The following is a 19,488-nucleotide window of genomic DNA, read 5'->3' as shown; positions in this document are numbered from 1 at the left end:
CGGCGTGACTGCCAACTGAACGCATCAAGAGAATGGGGTTATGCATCGGGGGTAGAGCTCACAGTCAGCGTTCAAAATCTGACTTGTCAGACATCGATCCCCCGCGTGATGCGTAGCTTTGAACCCGGTGGACTCAGGCAAGACGGGGACGGCTTTTCAAGCCCGGCAATCGAGCCTGTACAATGGCTTGAGCCGCAAAGACAAAGCTCGGCAAACCTTATGCTGAAGAGAAAGCTATGCCATCCACCATACGTTGCAAGCGCTCGCGAAACCCTTGGCATCTGGCGAGCGTTGTCGTTGGGCTGTTGCTGGGGTTTCCGGGATCTGGCTTGGCCTCACCCGACTCGCCGACTTCGCCAGTCAGTACCGGGTGGGGCATGGTCTCTGAGCCGGGCTTGCCCGCTCGAGTGTGCACGACGCTGGTGGCCGACCTTGTGCCAGTCAAAGGTTCCATAGACAGCCTGGACAGCAACCCGAGCCAGTCTGCACCGGATCAACAGCGCATCCAGGCCGCACTTGACCAATGCCCCTCGGGAAGCGCGGTCAAACTGATCATCGGTGAGCACGATAAAAAGGGCTTCCTCAGCGGACCGCTGACACTCCCCTCCGGGGTGACATTATGGATTGACCGTGATGTGACCTTGTACGCCTCGCGCAATCCAGAGGACTTCGACAATGGCGTGGGCACCTGTGGCACCGCCACGCGCAGCAAAACCCGTTCCTGTAATGACTTTATAGTCGCCAACAATACCCGCCACAGCGGTATTGTCGGCGAGGGCACTCTGGACGGGCGTGGCGGTAGCTTGCTCACCCTCGGCGCCAACGCAAATGCCCGCTCGTGGTGGGACGTCGCGTACCAGAACAAGTCCGAGGGTCTTTACCAGCAGACCCCTCGCCTGCTGCACATCAATGCAGGCAGCGACTTCATCCTTTATGGCGTGGCGTTCGAGAACTCACCCAACTTTCACATTGTCCCCGACAAAGTCACGGGGGTGACGGCCTGGGGCATAAAAATTCTTTCGCCCAGCCAGGTATATACCCAAGGGGCTTATCAATGCCCTGAGAACACAACCCCTGACAAACTGACCCCGGCCACATGCTTCACCCCACAGACAGTCAAAAACACCGATGGCTTTGACCCCAGTCATGCCTCCAAGGTATTGCTGGCCTACTCATACATCAGCACGGGTGACGACCAAGTGGCTATCAAGTCGTCGGGGTCCAGGCAAACCAGTCACGCCCTGATGTTTACGCACAACCATTTCTATTACGGTCACGGTATGTCGATTGGCAGCGAAACCGACGCAGGTGTCAGCGACGTGCTGGTGGATGACCTGACCATGGACGGCTTCGACAGTGCCAACAGTAACGGCCTGCATATCAAGTCAGACTCAAGCCGAGGTGGTCTCGTCAATCACGTCACCTATCAAAACGTCTGCATGCGCAGGATGCAGGCGCCGATTCTGCTGGACTCGTATTACGGCACCGACACCGGCACAAAACTGCCGCACTACACACACATCGTATTCAAGAATATCCATTCCCTTGGCAGCGCGATTTACGGGGCCGGCACACTCACATGGGTTGGATATCCCGGCCTGCCGATCGAGCTCAGCCTGGACAACGTGGTACTCGACGGCGGCACGCTCACCTTTGCGGGAAGCCGACACGGCAGTCCGATATCACCGGCCAACGTGCACGTTGAATTCAGCGGCGGCCGCGTCAGCTTTTACCCACAACTCTTGGCAAACGGCCTACGTGACAGCGTTCTCACCGGGACACCTGCCGCTGGGGCCACCCATGATTGCAGCCATGCTTTTGTGAGTTTCAAGACGGTGCTGCCTGACGCGCCTTTTTGAGGGGCGGTGGCGACGACCACAACCTGAGGACGCGGGGTGTTTATGCCTGGAAAACGCTGCCGGGCATCGGCCAATGGGTGTGGTGACTTCATGAAAACGGACACCCCATTCAGACGCCAATATTCGCCAAATCCAGGTAACAGATCTGTAAATCCACGCCAACCTGTCAATCCGCCAACGTCAAGAGTACAAAGACCATACTGCGGGTAATCGACGGGCAATTACTGTCGCAACAGGTGTGAGTTTGTCCATCTGGCGCTAAACTTGGGCTCATTCCCGCTTTCAATGCGCACACGAACAGGTGACACCATGAGCACGGCCAACCCTCCTTCTCACACCGCCAAGCTGGACCGTATCCTGGCCGACGCCCAGCGCGACCGCGAAATGGGCTACCGTGACAAGGCTCTGCGGATGTACCCGCATGTCTGCGGCCGCTGCGCCCGCGAGTTCGCTGGCAAGCGCCTGAGCGAGCTGACCGTACATCACCGCGACCACAATCACGACAACAACCCGCAGGACGGTTCCAACTGGGAGCTGCTCTGCCTGTACTGCCACGATAACGAGCACTCTCGTTATACCGATCAGCAGTATTTTTCCGATAGCTCGCTCAGCACACCGAAAACGGCCAAAGCCACCCACAACCCGTTCGCAGCACTGGCGGGATTGATGAAAAAAGACGAGTAGCGACTGGTTGAACGCAGAAGGCCGGTATATCCCCATTGGATATATCGGCCTTTTTGCAAGCAGGTCCGCGTGCCTTGGCGCTCCCACGGATTCACTCATACATACGAATTTCAATTGGAAATCGGGTCAGCGCCAGAACTCAGCCGGCACCTTACGTCGCGCTCGACGGTGTGAAGGCTATCGGGGTAGAAAGGCGCTGTTTGTTTTTGGCTCTGCCGTGGCTGGGCTTTCTCGATTCTGATCGCTGAGCTGAGCCGAGACTTTCAGTGACCATACCGGCCCCTTCGTCAGCAGACGGAACGCCGCCCGCCTACTCCCACAGGTGGTGCCCACGGGTACTGGTTTCAACTTTAAATCCAGGCTCCAGCTGGAGATGATTCATCCCCAACCTGACTGAAATGTAATCCCGTCTTGCCACTCGTTGTGGCATCTTTCTGTCGAACCGGCATGCCTGCTGGCCTGCCACGCATCGACTGATCGGAAACCTTGCCATGCCCTCCCAGACTTCCAGACGCACTTTCGTGAAGGGGCTCGCCGCAGGCGGTCTGCTCGGCGGACTGGGGCTCTGGCGCAGTCCTGTGTGGGCCAACCCTCATGCGAGCCAGCCGGTGGAGTTGTCAGGTACCGATTTCGAGCTGTTTATCGGCGCCACCCCAGTCAACATCACTGGCAACCCCAGAACTGCCATGACCATCAACGGGGGTATCCCAGGCCCGCTGCTGCGCTGGCGCGAAGGTGACACCGTCACGCTGAGGGTAAGCAATCGCCTCAGCGAATCCACCTCCATCCACTGGCACGGGATCATCCTGCCCGCCAACATGGACGGCGTCCCGGGGCTTAGTTTTGACGGCATTGCACCCGACGGCATGTATGTCTATCGCTTCAAGGTCCGCCAGAACGGGACGTACTGGTATCACAGCCACTCAGGGTTTCAGGAGCAATCGGGCGTTTACGGGCCGCTGGTGATTGACGCCAAAGAGCCTGAGCCTTTCCGGTACGACCGTGAGCACGTGGTCATGCTTACCGACTGGACAGACGAAAGTCCCACGCGCCTGATGAAGACGCTCAAGAAACAGTCCGATTACTACAACTTCCACAAACGCACTGTTGCCGATTTCATCAGCGACGTCAGCGACAAGGGCTGGAGCAAAACGACTGCCGACCGCAAGATGTGGGCAGAAATGAAAATGAATCCGACCGATCTGGCGGATGTCAGCGGCGCCACCTACACCTACCTGATGAACGGCCAGGCGCCGGACATGAATTGGACCGGCACCTTCAAACCGGGCGAAAAGGTTCGACTGCGCTTTATCAACGGCTCATCCATGTCGTATTTCGATGTGCGCATTCCGGGCCTCAAAATGACCGTGGTGGCCAGCGACGGCCTGTACGTCAAACCGGTAACCGTGGATGAGTTCCGGATTGCGGTGGCGGAAACATTCGATGTCATTGTCGAACCCGCTGAAGGCGCTTATACCCTGTTCGCCCAGGCACTGGACCGCAGCGGATTTGCCCGTGGCACGCTGACCAGCCGCCCCGGCCTGCAAGCGGCTGTCCCGCCGCTGGACCCGCGCCCGCTGTTGAGCATGGATGACATGGGCATGGCTGGAATGGATCACGGCAGCATGAACCATGGCAGCACAGCACCGATGCACGACATGAGCACGATGGACCACAGCCAGATGGGGCACGGCACGATGCAGGGCATGGATCACAGCGCAATGCCAATGACCACTCTGCCTACCATGCAATCGCACCCGGCGAGCGAAAAAGATAACCCGCTGGTCGACATGCAGGCTATGAGCACGTCGCCGAAACTGGACGACCCAGGTATCGGGCTGCGCAACAACGGCAGGCGCGTGCTCACCTATTCGGACCTGCGCAGCACGTTCGAGGACCCGGACGGGCGTGAGCCAGGCCGGACCATAGAGCTGCACCTGACCGGGCACATGGAGAAGTTCGCATGGTCGTTCAATGGCGTGAAGTTTTCCGACGCCGAACCGCTCCGGCTCAAGTACGGCGAGCGAGTCCGTGTGGTGCTGGTCAACGATACGATGATGACCCACCCGATCCACCTGCATGGCATGTGGAGCGACCTCGAAGACGAGAACGGCCAGTTCATGGTGCGCAAACACACGATCGACATGCCGCCCGGCTCACGACGCAGTTACCGCGTCACCGCCGATGCCCTCGGACGCTGGGCGTATCACTGCCATCTCCTGTATCACATGGAAACCGGTATGTTCCGTGAAGTGCGGGTGGAAGAATGAAACGCCTTATGCTGACGGGACGCTCGCCTGCCCCTCGCCAACCTTTACGGTTTCTCATGACCGGGCTGACCTTGTGCGCCTCAATGGAAACCGTGCAGGCCGCAGACATGGCTGGCATGGACCATGGCAGCCACTCGATGAACGGCATGACACCCATGCAGGACGATCTGCAGCCCATGCAGCCGCTTCAGGCTGCGCCCAGTGAAAGTCGCACGCCGATCCCGCCCATTACGGCTGCTGACCGTGCAGCCGTCTATACCAGCCATGCAGGTCATCAGGTTCATGACGACGCCATCAACTCTTTTTTTCTGGCGGAAAAGCTCGAATGGCAAAATGCAGACGAGGGCAGTGCACTGGCCTGGGACCTGTCGGGCTGGATAGGCGGCGATATCGATCGCCTGTGGCTGCGCTCGGAAGGCGAGCGCATCAATGGCAAGACCCACGAGGCCGAAGTCCAGGCATTGTGGGGGCACGCCATCAGCCCCTGGTGGGACCTGGTGGGTGGCGTGCGTCAGGACTTCAAACCCGACGAGTCGCAGACCTGGGCCGCCTTCGGCATACAGGGCATGGCGCTGTACAACTTCGAAGCACAAGCCACGGCATTCATTGGCGAAGCGGGTCAGACCGCCGCACGCCTCGAAGGTGACTACGACGTGCTACTCACCAATCGGCTGATACTTCAGCCCACTGTCGAGCTGAACCTCTATGGCAAGGACGATCCGCAGCGCGGCATTGGCGCGGGGTTATCCAACACCGAGTTCGGCCTCAGGCTGCGCTATGAAATACGCCGGGAATTTGCGCCTTACATCGGCGTAAACTGGAATCGAATTTACGGCAAGACCGCAGACTATGCCCGCGATGATGGCCAGGACCGCAGCGAAGCGCGGCTGGTGCTGGGTGTGCGTATGTGGTTTTGAGCCCCGCCTGAAAACGTTTGGTCACCCTGTCCGCAGCCTTTGCTGCACGGAGCATGCATGTCCCTGATTCGATCCGCCGCTGTCGTTTTCGCCCTCTCCAGCAGCCTGCTGCTGAGTCCCTTTGCGCAGGCACACTCCAAGCTCTTGTCCTCGACACCTGCCGATCAGTCACAGGGGCCAGCGCCTGCGAAGATTGAATTGCGCTTCTCCGAAAATCTGGTGGCACAGTTCTCCGGCGCCAAACTGGTCATGACCGAGATGCCTGGCATGCAGCATCCGCCCATGACCATGAAGACCGCGGTCTCTGCCAGCACCGACCCGAAGACCATGGTAATCACGCCCGCTACTCCGCTGGTTGAAGGCACCTACGTCGTCGAATGGCGTGTTGTTTCAGCCGACACCCACGTCGTTACCGGCAATGTCACCTTCACAGTGAAGTGATGATGAGCGACGCGTTGAACGTCGCCCTGCGTCTGGCGTTGTACATTGATCTGTTGCTGTTATTCGGCATCGCGACATTCGGACTGTGCAGCCTGCGCGAATGCGAGCCGCCCGCAGCGACCCTGTCGCGCCTGCGATCGCTGCTGGCGGGCACGGCATTTGTCGGGCTCGCATTGGCGCTGTCCAACATGTGGCTGCTGGCGATGCTGATGAGCGGCGAAACAGCGCCCGCGGCTTTGTGGGCACACATCGCGATGATGCTGAACGATACGGACATGGGCCAGGCCTGGGCAGTCCGTATCGCGGCCATCACGCTGGCGGGGCTGGCGATGGTCTTCAGCAGGCAGCGTCCGACGGCATGCCTTGGCATCGCGATGCTGGGTGGCGCAGTTGCCGTGGCGACGCTGGCATGGAACGGCCACGGGGCAATGGACGAAGGTGAGCGCCGCTTCTGGCACTTCACTGCCGACATCCTGCATCTGTGGGCAGCTGGCGGCTGGCTGGGCGCATTGGTGGTGTTCGGCCTGTTGCTACGCCCTTCCCGACTGACAAACCTTCAGCAGGTGGAGCTGCTTTCTCGCAGCCTTGCCGGCTTCGGATTGACCGGCAGCGCCATCGTCATAACGCTGAGCGTGACCGGTATCGTCAATTATCTGTTCATTGTCGGGCCAACCCTCGACGCTATCGCTTACAGTCTTTATGGGCAGTTGCTGTTGGCCAAACTGGCGCTGTTCGCCTGCATGATCGGCTTCGCGTCGCTCAATCGCTTTCGCCTCGGCCCCAGACTCCAGAGCGCCCTGCTTGATGGCGATCACCCGCAAGCAACGCAGACCATCAGACGCAGCGTAACGCTGGAGCTTGGCGCCGCACTATTGATCATCGCTATCGTTGCTTGGCTGGGAACGTTGAGCCCGGAAATGGAAATGGCATTGCCGTGACGCTGCCGTATAATCCCGGGTTTTCCCAGAGCACCCTTCTTGTGGCAAACAAACGGTACGCCTGCATCGGTCTTTACAACCCAAAATCGCCGGAAAACGTTGGCTCAGTAATGCGAGCTGCGGGCTGCTATGGCGTGGCTTCGGTGTTTTATACCGGCAAGCGCTACGAGCGGGCGCGCGACTTCATCACCGACACCAAGAAAATCCATCAGGATATTCCGCTGATCGGCATCGAAGACCTGAAAAGCATACTGCCGCTGGGCTGTATCCCGGTCGCGGTCGAGCTGGTGGAAGGCGCACGCGCACTGCCCGAATACACACACCCGGACCGTGCGCTGTATATCTTCGGGCCGGAAGACGGCTCGCTGGATCAAGAGATTCGTGACTGGTGCGAAGACGTGGTCTACATCCCTACCGAGGGCTGTATGAACCTGGCGGCCACCGTCAATGTCGTGCTCTATGACCGCATGGCCAAAGGTATCAATACCCGTTCGGGCCCGCAGTTCGGTCGCGAAAAAACCGACCCATCCAGTGAACGGTGACGTAAAAAGCATTGAACCAGTGACGAGGGCGGGCAGTCAGTTTCTCTGAACCGACCCACTACACACTGGAGAGCTACCATGCGCGACACCCCAATCATCGAACGTATCGACACGCCCGAGTTGCTCAAGCACACCCCTGAACAGAACGTCCAAGGCTGGGAGCGTATCGGCTCGCTGGCAGGCGGCGTTGTGATGATGGGCAAAGGCGTGCGCCGTGGCGGGTTTCTGGGCTTGATCCAACTGGCAATCGGTGGCGCGGTCCTGGCGCGGGGTATTACCGGGCATTGCTCGGCAAAAAGCCTGGTGGAAAAAGGCCGCAGTGACTTGAACAGCGCTCGCTCCACGATCGAACGTGCAGGTGCTCAGTTGACCGGTCTGAAGGACGACGCCGAAGAAGCCGTCAAGAAAGCCGCCGACAAAAGTATCGATGCCCTGACCGAGCCTAAAGCAGGCGTCTAAGCGCTCAGCCTGCCCGGAAGATCAGGTGATCCTCCCAGTCATCTTCGGACACACTGCTCTCGCTGAGCATGCGTCCTGACTGGGAGATGCGCTCGTGGTGCACCGCGTCGCGGTCGCCGCACACCAGATGGTGCCACAGCGGAAGATCCTTGCCCTCACTGACCAGTCGATACCCACAAGTCGGCGGCAGCCACTTGAATTCATTGGCCTGGCCCGGTGTCAGCTGGATACAGTCCGGCACCGAAGCCCGACGATTCGAGTAATCCGAGCACTGGCAGGTTTTCAGATCCAGCAGTTTGCAGGCGATACGCGTGTAGTAGACGCTGTTGTCATCTTCGTCTTCCAGCTTCTGCAAGCAGCACAATCCACAGCCGTCACACAGCGACTCCCACTCCTGAGCGTCAAGCTGATCGAGGGTTTTGCGTATCCAGAAGGGTTCAACTTTAGCGGCCATGGTTCGGACAACGGTATCGATAATGAAAAGGCCGCCAGTCTAGAGGTACATCGGGTGTGGGCCAAGCACTTGCGACCATCGGCATCAAGGGCTTGTCAGCACGAATGCAAAACAGTAGCGTTGATGCGCTTCATGCGCGTTCAGGCGGTGACTGCCGACAACGGCCCATCAAGCCACGCTCACCCTCCCCTTTGAATTCAGGACTTTCATGAGCACTTCATCCCGCATCGCTGATCATGCCATCGACCCGCAATTCACCAATCGCTGGTCCCCACGCGCCTTTACCGGTGAAACCATTTCCGAAGCAACCCTGCTGAGTTTTTTCGAAGCGGCACGCTGGGCGCCATCCGCCTACAACTCGCAGCCGTGGCGGTTTCTGTACGCCCGCCGTGATACCCCGAACTGGGAACGCTATCTGGGCCTGCTGAACGAGTTCAACCGTGGCTGGGCGCAACATGCGTCGGCGCTGGTAATCGTTATTTCCAAGACCACCTTTACAGCACCTGGCGCAACGGAAGAAAGCCCTGCGCTGTGGCACACCTTCGATACGGGTTCGGCATGGGCGTACCTGGCGTTACAAGCCAGCCTGAGCGGCTGGTACACGCATGGCATGGCAGGCTTTGATCAGGACCTGACGCGCAAAGAGCTGAATATTCCCGAAGGCTACGCGCTGCACGCCGCTGTTGCGGTAGGTAAACTTGGCGACAAATCGACACTGCCGGAATACCTGCAAGGTCGCGAAGCACCCAGCCCGCGTGTGCCTGTTGCACAACTGGCCGCCGAAGGTGATTTCTCCCTGTAACTGTCGCAGCGACTGCGACTCCAGTTACAAGACGGCAATTTGCATCGATCAGCGACGCAAATTCCAGACTGGGCCAGCGTCAACCGCTGGCCCAGTCAAGCGGCTTCAATAGCCTCGCGTAAAATCCACTTCCCCACGCAACGTTTCGCTCGCCTGATACGCCTTGAGGTTATCAACGAACAAGTCCGTCATGGCCACGGGAGAAGTCGGCGCCGAACTGTGACCGGTGAGCAGCAGCCCGTACGCGGTCCAGAACGGATGGCGCTGAGGCAGCGGCTCCTGTCGACAAACGTCAATGACCGCGCCTGCCAGATGCCCTTCCTTGAGCGCCTCGACCAGATCCGCGTCGACCACCGCCACGCCGCGCCCGACGTTGATGAATAACGCTGTGGGCTTGAAGCGGGCAAACAGTTTCGCGTCAAACAGATCGTGAGTTTCCGCAGTGTTGGGCAGCAGGTTGATGACGTAATCCATCTCGCCGATCAGACGGTCCATGTCCGCCAGTGCTGTCACCTCGATGAATGGCTCCTGAACTCTGGCTGACGACGCAACGCCATACACCTGTACGCCAAACGGAACCAGAAAACCGGCGACCCGCTGGCCAATGTCGCCAGCACCGACGATCAACACTTTGCGGCCAGCAAGGCTGTGACCCGGCCGGTTGTCCCACTTGCGTTCGACCTGACTCATCAGCCGCGCCAGTACTTCACGTTCATGGCCAAGCATGTAGGTCAGCAGAAACTCAGCCATGACCTGGCCAAAGATCCCGACCGCTCGCGTCAGCCGGTAATCACGATACAGACCCTCGGCCAGCAACGGCGTAATGCCGGCCCAGGTCGATTGCAGCCATTGCGGCTTGTGGCCCTGGCGCAACAGGTTGGCCATCAGATCCGGCTGTCCCAGCCAGATCGGACAGTCACTGGCCATGCGGGACAGCTCGGCGGAATCGCCACTGCTCAGCACGTCGAGATCAGGCGCAGCCTTGCGCAGCAATTGGGTGTAGACGGGGTAATCGTGCTCGGCAATCAGAACGCGCATGTTTCAAAAACCTTAAAAACAGGACAGACAACCAACAACAGGCGTAGGCCGACAAAACAGAAGTCAGGGCAGCGCTATCGCACAACAGCACTGCCTGCGCCAGGCAGAATCAACGACAGACGACCCTTTACATCGGATCGTTGCGGCGCAACAGTTCTTCCGGCAGATGCTCGATGTATTCGTCTTCGGCGGGCGGCATTTGCAGGTGGTAGCCCTGGCTGTCGAGATTTTCCAGCACTTGATTGATGTCCTCTCGCGCCAGCGCCCGTTCCGGGCTCAACACCAGATCGAATGCATGAAACGGCGTGCCGAACGCGACCAGCAGTTCAGGCGGCACACGTTTGAGCACATCACTTTTCAGCACGTAGAGGTACATCTCGTTTCTCTTCGGGCTGCGATAAATGGAGCAGATACGTTTCAAGACTGTTCTCCGGGGGTAGACAGACTGTCCAGCAGTGCCTGCCCCATCAATTCGCGACGCCAGCCACGCAACGAATCAGGCAATTGGTAAGGACCGTCGGGATAGCCGCTTTTGAGCAAGGCTTCGAGGGTCTTTTTGCGCAGCATCAATTCAGGCGCCATTTCAAGCTTTTCGGCGTACTGCTGACCTATCGCCCGCAGACGCTTGATTGAACCGGCTGCGTCAATCGGCAACGGCTCAGGCAAGGCAGGCGGCCACTCTTCGGGCGGCAGGCTGCTGGAAGTCCTGATCAGTTCGATCAGAAATTCACCGTCCTGACGGACCGTTCGCGGGTGCATGTCTTCGATTCGAGCCAGTGCACCGAGGTTGTCCGGCTGGGTTTTCGCCAATGGCCACAGCGAGTGCTCGCGCACGATACGGTTACGCGGCAGATTGCGGGCACGGGCCTGAACTTCACGCCAGGCGCACAGTTCGCGCAGCACCGCCAGTTGGGCACGGGACAGTTTCCAGGCCAGCTTGGCGTCGCGATAGACGTCATAGGGGTCGACTTCTCGACGCAGGTTGGCGACCAGCTCCGCACCATCGTCCAGCAGCCAGGCGTACTTGTCGTCAGACAAACGCGGGCGCAGGATCTCGAACAGTTCGGCCAGGTGCACTGCGTCTTCGGCGGCATAACTGATCTGGGTGTCCGACAACGGGCGTTGAAGCCAGTCAGAACGGGTTTCGCCTTTGGGCAGGTCGATGTTCAACACCTCTTGCACCAATCGCGAGTAGCCCATGGAAAACCCGAGGTTCAGGTAAGCAGCTGCCAGTTGAGTATCGAACAGCGGGACAGGCAAGCTGCCCGTCAGGCGCAGCAGGACTTCGAGGTCTTCACTGCACGCATGAACCACTTTGATGACATCGGGGTTTTCAAGCAACGCCGACAGCGGACGCCAGTCGTTGATCAGCAATGGATCAATCAGCCAGGCACGCGAACCGTCGCCTATCTGCAGCAACGCGGCGATCGGGTAGAACGTGTCTACCCGCATGAACTCGGTGTCGAGCGCGACAAATGGCAGCGACTGCCACTGTGCGCACTGCAGGGCGAGGCTGTCGTCGTCGCGAATCCAGTGAATATCGATGGCCACACGGCTCTCCCTTGAACAATGGCGCGCAGTATATATCGCCATCGGCGGTTATCGCGCATCTGTCATTCAAGTCTTGCGCATCTTCATCCAAATAACCGACGCACAGCGCACCGATGCCTTATTGCTTGCCGGCCATCGCCTGCTCGCTGCGACACCCTGCAAACATGTCCAGGCTGGGGTTGTAGACCTGAGTGTCGACTTTCAAGAGGCCGAGCATGGAGTGAAACAGGTTGTCCTGGCTCAGCGGCGTATCGCGCTCCTTTCCCAGGCACTGCGGGTTGACGGCAAATGCATGCTGGTAGCTGTCCGACATCCAGATCAGCATCGGCACATGCTTCTGCTGGTCAGGCGCCAGAACATACGGCGTACCATGCAGGAACAGGTTGTATTCACCCAGAGATTCACCGTGGTCAGAAAGATACACCATGGCCGTATCGACTTTATCCTGATGACTGCGCAACACATCGATCAGACTGGACAACACATGGTCGGTGTAGAGCAGTGTGTTGTCATAACCGTTGACGATGCTCTCACGGCTGCAATCGTTCAGCGCGTTGCTTTCACACACCGGCGTGAATTTCTCGTAGGCCTTCGGATAACGCTTGAAGTACTCGGGACCGTGGCTGCCCATCTGGTGCAGAACCAGCACAGTGTCCTTGTCGAGACTGTCGATGAACGCTGGCAGACCTTGCAGCAGGATTTCGTCGCGGCACTCATGGTCGGTACACAGTTGCGGATCCTGGAGGTTGCTGACGTCCTGAAAGGTCACCCGGTCGCAAGTGCCCTTGCAGCCCGACTGATTGTCACGCCAGATCACCTCTATCCCGGCACGCTTGAGCACGTCCAGCAGGCCTTCCTGATTACGGGCTTTGGTCGCGTTGTAGTCCCTGCGTCCCATGTTGGAGAACATGCAGGGCACCGACACTGCGGTTTCGGTACCGCACGAATAAACGTCGGTAAATGCCACCAACCCGCTCTCCTTGTTCAGGTTCGGCGTGGTGTTGCGTCCATAGCCCAGAATGCCGAAGTTTTCTGCACGGGCGCTCTCACCGACAACCAGCACCGTCAGCGATTTACGCGTGTGTGTGGCCCACTCCGGTGAGCGACGAGCATCCTCGCCAATCTTCACGAACGGACGTCGGGCCGAAATGACCTGCTCACTCAGGTAACCTAATGAGGCCCCAATGTAGTTGCTCGGGACCACCATGAGGCGCAGCTCATGATGATTGCGAAACAGCGAAGACAACCCTTGATAGTTTGCCAGTGCCGCCCCGCCAATCGCGACGCTGCAGATCACGCCCACCAGCAATTTGCTGAGCAACTCACGGTGCCAGCGACGGTAGTTGATTGGGGTTTTCCAGAGCAGCAGAGAGGGTAAAACGCCCAACAGCAGAATATAAAAAAACAGTTTCCAGGACAGTAAGCCCTGAACTTCGGTGGCGTTGGTTTCGGCAAAGTTACGAAACATGCCAGCGTCAATCATCACGCCGTATTCCGACATGAAATAAACAACGCCTGCGCTGAACATGAACAACAGGATTAAAACGGGTTTGAGTACGCGCCTGAACGCCAGGCAGGTCAGAATGATATTGAAGGCGCCCCACACCATCACCCCGAAGGCAATGCGCATGGCAAGGCCTTTGGTGTCAGAGCCGGTAATCGAAATCAGATGCTGCCAAAGATTAAGATTGAAACCCAGTAATAAAAAGCCACTGGCAAGCAAGGTAACAAACTCAGGACGAACAGCTCTGATTTTCGGCATTGCGGTCTGCTTATCAAATAGGAATACGTCGTCTGCAGCGCGAGTCAGGCAACCCTGCTGTTGATGACAATTTAAGCAGACTGCTATCAATTTTTTGTGAAAATAACGCCAAGATCCGGTCTTATGAAGTTTATTTCACAGGAACAAATGAGAGGCGTTTCAGGAAACGCCATGAACTTGCAAAAATGCCTTCGCACGCAGGCGCACGAAGGCATAGTGACGCTTAGTGTCGATCAGACCGAACGACGGCGGTAAGCACGGTAGTCCGGCTGCCAGAAGTTACGCTCGATAGCGGCCAGCAGCACCTCTTTGGTGGTTTCCAGGGCAAGGCCTTCGGCTTGAGCTTCCTTGGCCACGGCCAATGCAATCTTGCGGCTCACCTGCTGGATGTCCTTGAGCGGCGGCAGGACCGCGTCACCCTGCCCGGTCACCATCGGCGAGCATTCCGCCAAGGCATTCGACGCGGCCATCAGCATGCGGTCGGTGATCCGCGACGCCTTGCATGCGACCACACCCAGACCGATACCCGGGAAGATGTAGGAGTTGTTGCACTGGGCGATGTGCACAGTACGGCCGTTGATTTCAACCGGCGCGAATGGGCTGCCCGTCGCTACCAGAGCGTTACCATCGGTCCAGCGCAGAATCTCTTCAGGCGTGGCCTCTACCTTGGACGTCGGGTTGGACAGCGGCATGACCAATGGCTTGGCACAATGCTTGTGCAGTTCGCGAATGACTTGTTCGGTGAACAGACCACGCTGGCCCGACACGCCGATCAAAACAGTGGCGCCAGCATGGGTTGCCACGTCGAGCAATTGCGGGAACGCCTCGGAGCCGGCAGTCCAGCCCGACACATCAGTGGTGTTCTGGGCCAAACGCTTCTGGAAGTCCAGCAGGTTGTCCATGCCATCTGTCAGCAGGCCGAAACGGTCCACCATGAAAATGCGCTTGCGCGCTTCGCTTTCGCTGAGGCCTTCGATGCGCATGGCCGCGATGATGTGCTCGGCGATCCCGCAGCCGGCAGAACCGGCACCGACGAACACAACTTTCTGCTGACCAAGCGTCTCGCCTTTGGCTTTGCATGCCGCGAGCAGAGTCCCGACGGCAACCGACGCAGTGCCTTGAATGTCGTCGTTGAAGCAGCACAGCTCGTCGCGGTATTTCTCCAGCAATGGCATGGCATTGGACTGAGCGAAATCTTCGAACTGCAACAGCACGTCAGGCCAGCGACGCTGGACGGCGTCAATGAACAAGGCGATGAAGTCTTCGTATTCCTTGCCAGACACCCGCTCGTGACGCCAGCCCATGTACATCGGGTCGTCAAGCAACTCACGATTGTTGGTCCCGACATCCAGTACGATTGGCAGCGTGTAGGCCGGGCTGATCCCGCCACAGGCGGTGTACAGCGACAGCTTGCCGATCGGGATACCCATGCCGCCAATGCCTTGGTCGCCCAGACCAAGAATGCGTTCGCTGTCGGTGACAACAATGATCTTGATGCGGTCTTTGGTGGCGCTGCGCAGGATGTCGTCGATGCGGTCACGCTCAGGGTAGGAGATGAACAGCCCGCGGTGCGTACGGTAGATCTTGGAAAACTCCTGACACGCCTGACCAACCGTTGGCGTGTAAATGATGGGCAGCATCTCGTCCAGATGCGAATCCAGCAAACGGAAGAACAGGGTTTCGTTGTTGTCTTGAATCGAGCGCAGATAGATATGCTTGTCCAGGTCGCTCGCACATTGCTTGTACTGGCTGTAGACCCGGGTAACTTGCTCTTCGATCGTCTCTACGTTCTGCGGCAGCAGCCCGATCAAATTGAATTCGACCCGCTCTTGCGGGGTAAAGGCACTGCCCTTGTTCAGCAGGGGCATTTCCAGCAGTGAAGGTCCTGCATAGGAAATATACAAAGGTCGCGAAGTGTTGGTCATTTTTTCTAATCGCCTTTTTCGTCTACTCATTGATTCTGTGCGTCGACCGGGGCGGGCAGCCTGGCTCGTGTTTTTCTTCTTTTTCTTGTCGCCAGCTCTCTATCAGGCCTTTGCGGACCAGCTCGGTGTTCGAGGTCAGGGGCACATATTACTCGCCTCGGTCGGCGTTGCGGCATTTTGTCGCGCAAACAATGACTGAACGACAGCGACGATTCAGGGCAGACACTCGAGATCAAGGCCTTGCGCTGGCCCTGCCGCACCGGGCATCTTTGCTGTCCGCATTGCCCCTTCATCTTTGATTCGTGAGGCAAAACATGCTCGAACGTACGCCATTCGCCGCCTTTCTTTTCGACATGGACGGCACGCTGCTCAACTCTGTCGTGGCCGCCGAGCGCGTCTGGGCAACGTGGGCGCGCAAGCACGGTCTGGACGTGGACTCGTTTCTGCCGACCATTCATGGCGTGCGAAGTATCGACACCGTGCGCAAACAGAACCTGCCCGGCGTCGACGCCCGAGTTGAAGCCCAAGCCATTTCGCAGGCCGAAATTGACGATGTCGAAGGTGTGGTCGCGATTGAAGGCGTGGCTGCGCTGCTGAGCTCCCTGCCTGCCGATCGCTGGGCAATGGTCACCTCGGCGCCGCTTGCACTGGCCAAAGCGCGCATGAATGCCGCAGGTCTTACACTTCCGGGCATCGTGATCACCGCCGAGGATGTCACACAGGGCAAGCCCGCACCTGACGGCTTTCTGCTGGCGGCCAGACGGCTGGGCGTCGATCCGCGCCAATGCCTGGTGTTTGAAGACGCACCGGCAGGCATCGAAGCCGCCAAGGCAGCGGGGGCTCATGTGGTGGTCATCACCGCAGCCCACTTGCACCCTTATAAGACACAGGATGCGACGCTCCCCAACTACCTCGGTCTTGACGTCATGTTCAAGCAAGAACGGCTAACCCTGACCATTCGCTGATGCCACAGTCAACCTGGTGGCAAGTGACTGTCCACGATGATGTCTTGATCAGGTCAGCGCTCCACTCGTCAAAATACAGTGAACGATCATTTTTTCTCCGGGATCAGAAAAAAGAGCACAAGCGGTAAACCGGAGACCGGCATGACTAACCAGCAAAACAGCGACCTGACGCCTGACAGCGCGTTCTTTGATCTCCTGCTTGAACAGTTCAGGGGCGTCGAAGGTGAGTTACCCATGGCGACAGCTTACTTTGCGCAAGCGGTCGATGAGACAGATGCGACCTACAAGACAACACTCACCCGCATCGCCAAGGAAAAAATCAGTAACGCCAGAGTGCTTGCTTCAATTCTGCTGGAGCTGGCCAAAGGTCAGCAGGCTGGTCAGCAAGACCTTGAAGTTGAGCCGGATTATGACCAACTGCGTACCCTGCTCATCGACAAAGGCATTGAAAACGACGTGTTGCGAGACACGCAAGATGCTGCCGAGCGTACCGCCGGTGCGGCATCACGAGCAGAGCAGGCTGAAGCAGGAATGTCACGAGAGCACTATCTCAGGCAATACATTGCGACCGAAGACAAACAGATAGCCATCTACGAGCGACTCATTACGATGACATCAAACAGCTACTTCCTCGCGGCCCTGAATCAAGCCACCCAACGCCAGATCAAGCATCGAAACGAGTTCGCGCAGCTGCTCGAGGCGACTGTTCGCTAGAAGATAGCGCTCAGAGCCAGAAAGAAAAGCCCCGACAATACGGGGCTTCGTTGAGCATGCTAAGCCAGGGCTACTGTCGCGCGATGAGCCCGATGGTAAAGCCATCCACCGCTGCAATCCTGCCACGCCACAATACACCTGCCTCACAGACCGGATTGCCGTCGCTCGAGTAGGTCTTGCAATCCTTCAAGTGAATAAAGTGAAAAGCGGGCGTGTCCTCGAACGAATCGCCGGGCTTGAACGACAGAATCATCTCCTTCATGGACTCATCAGTGCCGTTTGCAAACTGAGTGAACGGCCTGGAGATATCTTCGGCCAGTTGTTCGAAATAGGAATCGTGAGAAATCAGATGCCCGGACACCAGATTCCCACCCACGGTCAGGGTCACGCCCAATTCAACTTTGGTATTTGCCACGAATTTGACCAGCCACTGGAGCAGCCAGTCGATCTGTTTGCCCTGCCATTTGATCTGGGCAATCACGTCATCGTGACTCTGGTTGGGGGAAGGTTGTGAGTGTTGCGATTGATCGACGTCCGACATCTGAAAGCTCCATTGCTTCACAAAACGTGAACCCAAGGTATAGATCACATCGGCCAAAAGCGAAACTCGACAGTCGCATCTCGACAGCAGGGTGATTGCGCCAAAACCGCTGAATATTTAGCTGCGACGTATTGCCACATTCAGGTATGGTTCGGAGAATTGAAACAAAATGTATCAATTCAACGGACAGGCGCATCCTGGCCAAAACACCAGAACTCCGAATGACAAGGGGGTCCCGCATTGGATCTGTCGTCTGCTGCATGGGTGTTGCATGACACCCGTCAGATTGTTTGCTGCCTGATTGCAATTGCCACGATCATCATCCTGATAAGCGCCACCAAACTTCCTCCGTTCCTGTCGATTCTTGTCGGTACTTTCATTGCCGGTATAGGTGCAGGACTGCCGGCCGAAGCGGTGGCAAAAGCGTTCAGCAAAGGTGCCGGAGGCATTCTTGGCGAGGCCGGAATCATCATTGCCCTGGGCGCGATGCTTGGTGCGCTGATGGCCGAGTCAGGCGCGGCGGACCGCATTGCATCAACGCTGCTCGGGCTGGGCAAAGGCAAGAGCCTGCCATGGGTCATGGCATTGGTCGCAATGGTCATCGGTCTTCCGCTGTTCTTCGAAGTCGGTCTGGTGATGATGGTGCCAATCATCTTCGTGATGGCCCGCCAGTCCAATCAATCGCTGCTGAAAATTGCGATTCCAGCCCTCGCGGGTATGACGACCCTGCACGCGTTGATGCCACCTCATCCAGGCCCGCTGATCGCGGTCAGCGCCCTGCACGCTGACCTGGGGCTGACCATGCTGCTCGGCCTTTGTGTTGCGGTGCCTGCAGTGATTCTTGCAGGCCCGTTGTACGGCAACTGGCTGTCCAGGCGCATGCACATTGAAGAGCCTGCAGAACTGGGCAAACTGTTCAGCGCCAGACCCGACGCCAGTCGGCAGCCAAGCTTCGGCATTTCACTGCTGATCATTCTTTTGCCGGTGCTATTGATGCTCGGCAGCACGCTGGCCAAAGTCGCCATGGCGCCTGAAAGCACTATCGCGCTGAGCTTGAAGTTCCTCGGCGAGCCACTCGTCGCTCTGGGTATCGCAGTGTTGGCCGCAACGGTGTGCCTGGGGTGGGCCAATGGCCTGTCTCGTGAACAGGTAGGCGGGACGTTGCGTAAAAGCCTGGCGCCAATTGCCGTGCTGCTGTTGACCATCGGTGCCGGTGGCGGCCTGAAACAGACGCTGCTGGATGCGGGTGTCAGCCAGACCATCAGTAAAGTGGCAGAAGGCGCGCACATGCCTTATCTGCTGCTGGCGTGGCTGATTGCCGTGGCGCTGCGCCAGGCGACCGGCTCGGCCACGGTGGCGACCACTACAACAGCAGGCATCCTGGCGCCGATGATGGCCGGCCTGGCGCCGATTGAAGCGTCTCTGGTTGCGCTGGTGATCGGCGCAGGTTCGGTATTTTTCTGTCACGTCAACGATGCCGGGTTCTGGATGGTCCGTGAATACTTCGGCCTGCAACTGAAACAGACTCTGTGGGTCTGGTCGGTATTGCAAACCATCGTTTCAGTGGTCGGGCTCGTTGGCACCTCGCTGTTGTGGCACTTTTTGACGTGATGCTTTGGCACACCA

Annotated in this window: 19 protein-coding genes; 12 read left to right on the top strand and 7 right to left on the bottom strand. The window is 58.1% G+C overall.

All coding sequences use genetic code 11. From position 1 onward, the window contains the following. Positions 1 to 236: 236 nt before the first annotated feature. The 8 genes from KDX37_RS19160 to KDX37_RS19125 all read left to right on the top strand — a co-directional run bounded on the left by KDX37_RS19160 (position 237) and on the right by KDX37_RS19125 (position 8,110). On the top strand, positions 237 to 1,859 hold the full coding sequence (locus KDX37_RS19160) for a glycoside hydrolase family 28 protein (protein ID WP_231654278.1): 1,623 nt from the start codon (positions 237 to 239) through the stop codon (positions 1,857 to 1,859). 309 nt (positions 1,860 to 2,168) lie between these two features. After that, on the top strand, positions 2,169 to 2,543 hold the full coding sequence (locus KDX37_RS19155; protein WP_231654277.1) for a YajD family HNH nuclease: 375 nt from the start codon (positions 2,169 to 2,171) through the stop codon (positions 2,541 to 2,543). 491 nt (positions 2,544 to 3,034) lie between these two features. Beyond that, entirely contained in the window at positions 3,035 to 4,813 is a 1,779-nt protein-coding gene (locus KDX37_RS19150; protein WP_231654276.1) for a copper resistance system multicopper oxidase, read from the top strand. 56 nt (positions 4,814 to 4,869) lie between these two features. Then, positions 4,870 to 5,730, top strand: a complete 861-nt coding sequence (locus tag KDX37_RS19145) for a copper resistance protein B (RefSeq protein WP_231654304.1) — start codon at positions 4,870 to 4,872, stop codon at positions 5,728 to 5,730. A gap of 57 nt (positions 5,731 to 5,787) precedes the next feature. Continuing rightward, a complete protein-coding gene (gene copC / locus KDX37_RS19140) occupies positions 5,788 to 6,171 on the top strand; it encodes a copper homeostasis periplasmic binding protein CopC (protein WP_231654275.1) in 384 nt (127 codons plus the stop codon). A 2-nt stretch (positions 6,172 to 6,173) separates the two neighbouring features. Further along, positions 6,174 to 7,109, top strand: coding sequence for a copper homeostasis membrane protein CopD (copD, locus tag KDX37_RS19135; RefSeq protein WP_231654274.1), 936 nt, complete (start codon positions 6,174 to 6,176; stop codon positions 7,107 to 7,109). Positions 7,110 to 7,150: 41 nt separating this feature from the next. Beyond that, the gene (locus KDX37_RS19130) at positions 7,151 to 7,651 is read left to right on the top strand and encodes an RNA methyltransferase (protein WP_231654273.1); all 501 of its coding nucleotides are present in this window, start codon (positions 7,151 to 7,153) and stop codon (positions 7,649 to 7,651) included. 78 nt (positions 7,652 to 7,729) lie between these two features. After that, a complete protein-coding gene (locus tag KDX37_RS19125) occupies positions 7,730 to 8,110 on the top strand; it encodes a YgaP family membrane protein (protein ID WP_231654272.1) in 381 nt (126 codons plus the stop codon). 4 nt (positions 8,111 to 8,114) lie between these two features. On the opposite strand, the gene KDX37_RS19120 is transcribed toward KDX37_RS19125, so the two are convergent. After that, entirely contained in the window at positions 8,115 to 8,564 is a 450-nt protein-coding gene (locus tag KDX37_RS19120) for a YcgN family cysteine cluster protein (RefSeq protein ID WP_231654271.1), read from the bottom strand. 208 nt (positions 8,565 to 8,772) lie between these two features. Here KDX37_RS19120 and KDX37_RS19115 point away from each other — a divergent pair, with 208 nt between their 5' ends. Further along, a complete protein-coding gene (locus KDX37_RS19115) occupies positions 8,773 to 9,366 on the top strand; it encodes a nitroreductase family protein (RefSeq protein ID WP_231654270.1) in 594 nt (197 codons plus the stop codon). 105 nt (positions 9,367 to 9,471) lie between these two features. On the opposite strand, the gene KDX37_RS19110 is transcribed toward KDX37_RS19115, so the two are convergent. From KDX37_RS19110 to KDX37_RS19090, 5 genes are all read right to left on the bottom strand, one after another. Next, on the bottom strand, positions 9,472 to 10,404 hold the full coding sequence (locus KDX37_RS19110; protein ID WP_231654269.1) for a D-2-hydroxyacid dehydrogenase: 933 nt from the start codon (positions 10,402 to 10,404) through the stop codon (positions 9,472 to 9,474). A gap of 127 nt (positions 10,405 to 10,531) precedes the next feature. After that, on the bottom strand, positions 10,532 to 10,825 hold the full coding sequence (locus tag KDX37_RS19105) for a YcgL domain-containing protein (RefSeq protein ID WP_231654268.1): 294 nt from the start codon (positions 10,823 to 10,825) through the stop codon (positions 10,532 to 10,534). Continuing rightward, a complete protein-coding gene (rnd, locus tag KDX37_RS19100) occupies positions 10,822 to 11,955 on the bottom strand; it encodes a ribonuclease D (RefSeq protein ID WP_231654267.1) in 1,134 nt (377 codons plus the stop codon). Before rnd ends, KDX37_RS19105 begins: the two co-directional genes overlap by 4 nt. A 118-nt stretch (positions 11,956 to 12,073) precedes the next feature. Further along, positions 12,074 to 13,717, bottom strand: coding sequence for a phosphoethanolamine transferase (locus KDX37_RS19095; RefSeq protein WP_231654266.1), 1,644 nt, complete (start codon positions 13,715 to 13,717; stop codon positions 12,074 to 12,076). A gap of 233 nt (positions 13,718 to 13,950) precedes the next feature. Further along, positions 13,951 to 15,642 (bottom strand): NAD-dependent malic enzyme, encoded by a 1,692-nt coding sequence (locus KDX37_RS19090; protein WP_231654265.1) that lies wholly within the window; start codon positions 15,640 to 15,642, stop codon positions 13,951 to 13,953. A 314-nt stretch (positions 15,643 to 15,956) separates the two neighbouring features. Between KDX37_RS19090 and KDX37_RS19085 the strand changes: the two genes are divergently transcribed. Both KDX37_RS19085 and KDX37_RS19080 read left to right on the top strand, forming a co-directional pair. After that, positions 15,957 to 16,607: an HAD-IA family hydrolase gene (locus KDX37_RS19085; protein ID WP_231654264.1), complete on the top strand. Its 651-nt coding sequence runs from the start codon at positions 15,957 to 15,959 to the stop codon at positions 16,605 to 16,607. 78 nt (positions 16,608 to 16,685) lie between these two features. Next, positions 16,686 to 17,321, top strand: a complete 636-nt coding sequence (locus tag KDX37_RS19080; protein ID WP_231654263.1) for a manganese catalase family protein — start codon at positions 16,686 to 16,688, stop codon at positions 17,319 to 17,321. A 70-nt stretch (positions 17,322 to 17,391) separates the two neighbouring features. Here the strand turns inward: KDX37_RS19080 and gvpU are convergent, their stop codons facing one another. Beyond that, positions 17,392 to 17,862 carry a gas vesicle accessory protein GvpU gene (gvpU, locus tag KDX37_RS19075; protein WP_231654262.1) on the bottom strand — a complete coding sequence of 157 codons (471 nt, stop codon included), beginning with the start codon at positions 17,860 to 17,862 and terminating at the stop codon, positions 17,392 to 17,394. A 240-nt stretch (positions 17,863 to 18,102) separates the two neighbouring features. Between gvpU and KDX37_RS19070 the strand changes: the two genes are divergently transcribed. Beyond that, positions 18,103 to 19,473, top strand: coding sequence for a GntT/GntP/DsdX family permease (locus KDX37_RS19070; RefSeq protein WP_231654261.1), 1,371 nt, complete (start codon positions 18,103 to 18,105; stop codon positions 19,471 to 19,473). Positions 19,474 to 19,488 lie beyond the last annotated feature (15 nt).

Source organism: Pseudomonas californiensis (assembly GCF_021147775.1).
GTDB classification, from domain to species: Bacteria; Pseudomonadota; Gammaproteobacteria; order Pseudomonadales; family Pseudomonadaceae; genus Aquipseudomonas; species Aquipseudomonas californiensis.
Note: the sequence above shows the minus strand (reverse complement) of the source record. Positions and strands in the feature narration are given on the sequence as shown.

What these genes read in the sequence shown, in the direction of transcription:
- KDX37_RS19085 (WP_231654264.1), top strand. Translation starts at nt 15,957, where the DNA reads ATGCTCGAACGTACGCCATTCGCCGCCTTTCTTTTCGACATGGACGGC.
- KDX37_RS19125 (WP_231654272.1), top strand. Translation starts at nt 7,730, where the DNA reads ATGCGCGACACCCCAATCATCGAACGTATCGACACGCCCGAGTTGCTC.
- KDX37_RS19145 (WP_231654304.1), top strand. Translation starts at nt 4,870, where the DNA reads ATGACCGGGCTGACCTTGTGCGCCTCAATGGAAACCGTGCAGGCCGCA.
- gvpU (WP_231654262.1), bottom strand. Translation starts at nt 17,862, where the DNA reads ATGTCGGACGTCGATCAATCGCAACACTCACAACCTTCCCCCAACCAG.
- KDX37_RS19115 (WP_231654270.1), top strand. Translation starts at nt 8,773, where the DNA reads ATGAGCACTTCATCCCGCATCGCTGATCATGCCATCGACCCGCAATTC.
- copC (WP_231654275.1), top strand. Translation starts at nt 5,788, where the DNA reads ATGTCCCTGATTCGATCCGCCGCTGTCGTTTTCGCCCTCTCCAGCAGC.
- KDX37_RS19110 (WP_231654269.1), bottom strand. Translation starts at nt 10,404, where the DNA reads ATGCGCGTTCTGATTGCCGAGCACGATTACCCCGTCTACACCCAATTG.
- KDX37_RS19155 (WP_231654277.1), top strand. Translation starts at nt 2,169, where the DNA reads ATGAGCACGGCCAACCCTCCTTCTCACACCGCCAAGCTGGACCGTATC.
- copD (WP_231654274.1), top strand. Translation starts at nt 6,174, where the DNA reads ATGAGCGACGCGTTGAACGTCGCCCTGCGTCTGGCGTTGTACATTGAT.
- KDX37_RS19150 (WP_231654276.1), top strand. Translation starts at nt 3,035, where the DNA reads ATGCCCTCCCAGACTTCCAGACGCACTTTCGTGAAGGGGCTCGCCGCA.
- KDX37_RS19090 (WP_231654265.1), bottom strand. Translation starts at nt 15,642, where the DNA reads ATGACCAACACTTCGCGACCTTTGTATATTTCCTATGCAGGACCTTCA.
- KDX37_RS19120 (WP_231654271.1), bottom strand. Translation starts at nt 8,564, where the DNA reads ATGGCCGCTAAAGTTGAACCCTTCTGGATACGCAAAACCCTCGATCAG.
- KDX37_RS19160 (WP_231654278.1), top strand. Translation starts at nt 237, where the DNA reads ATGCCATCCACCATACGTTGCAAGCGCTCGCGAAACCCTTGGCATCTG.
- KDX37_RS19095 (WP_231654266.1), bottom strand. Translation starts at nt 13,717, where the DNA reads ATGCCGAAAATCAGAGCTGTTCGTCCTGAGTTTGTTACCTTGCTTGCC.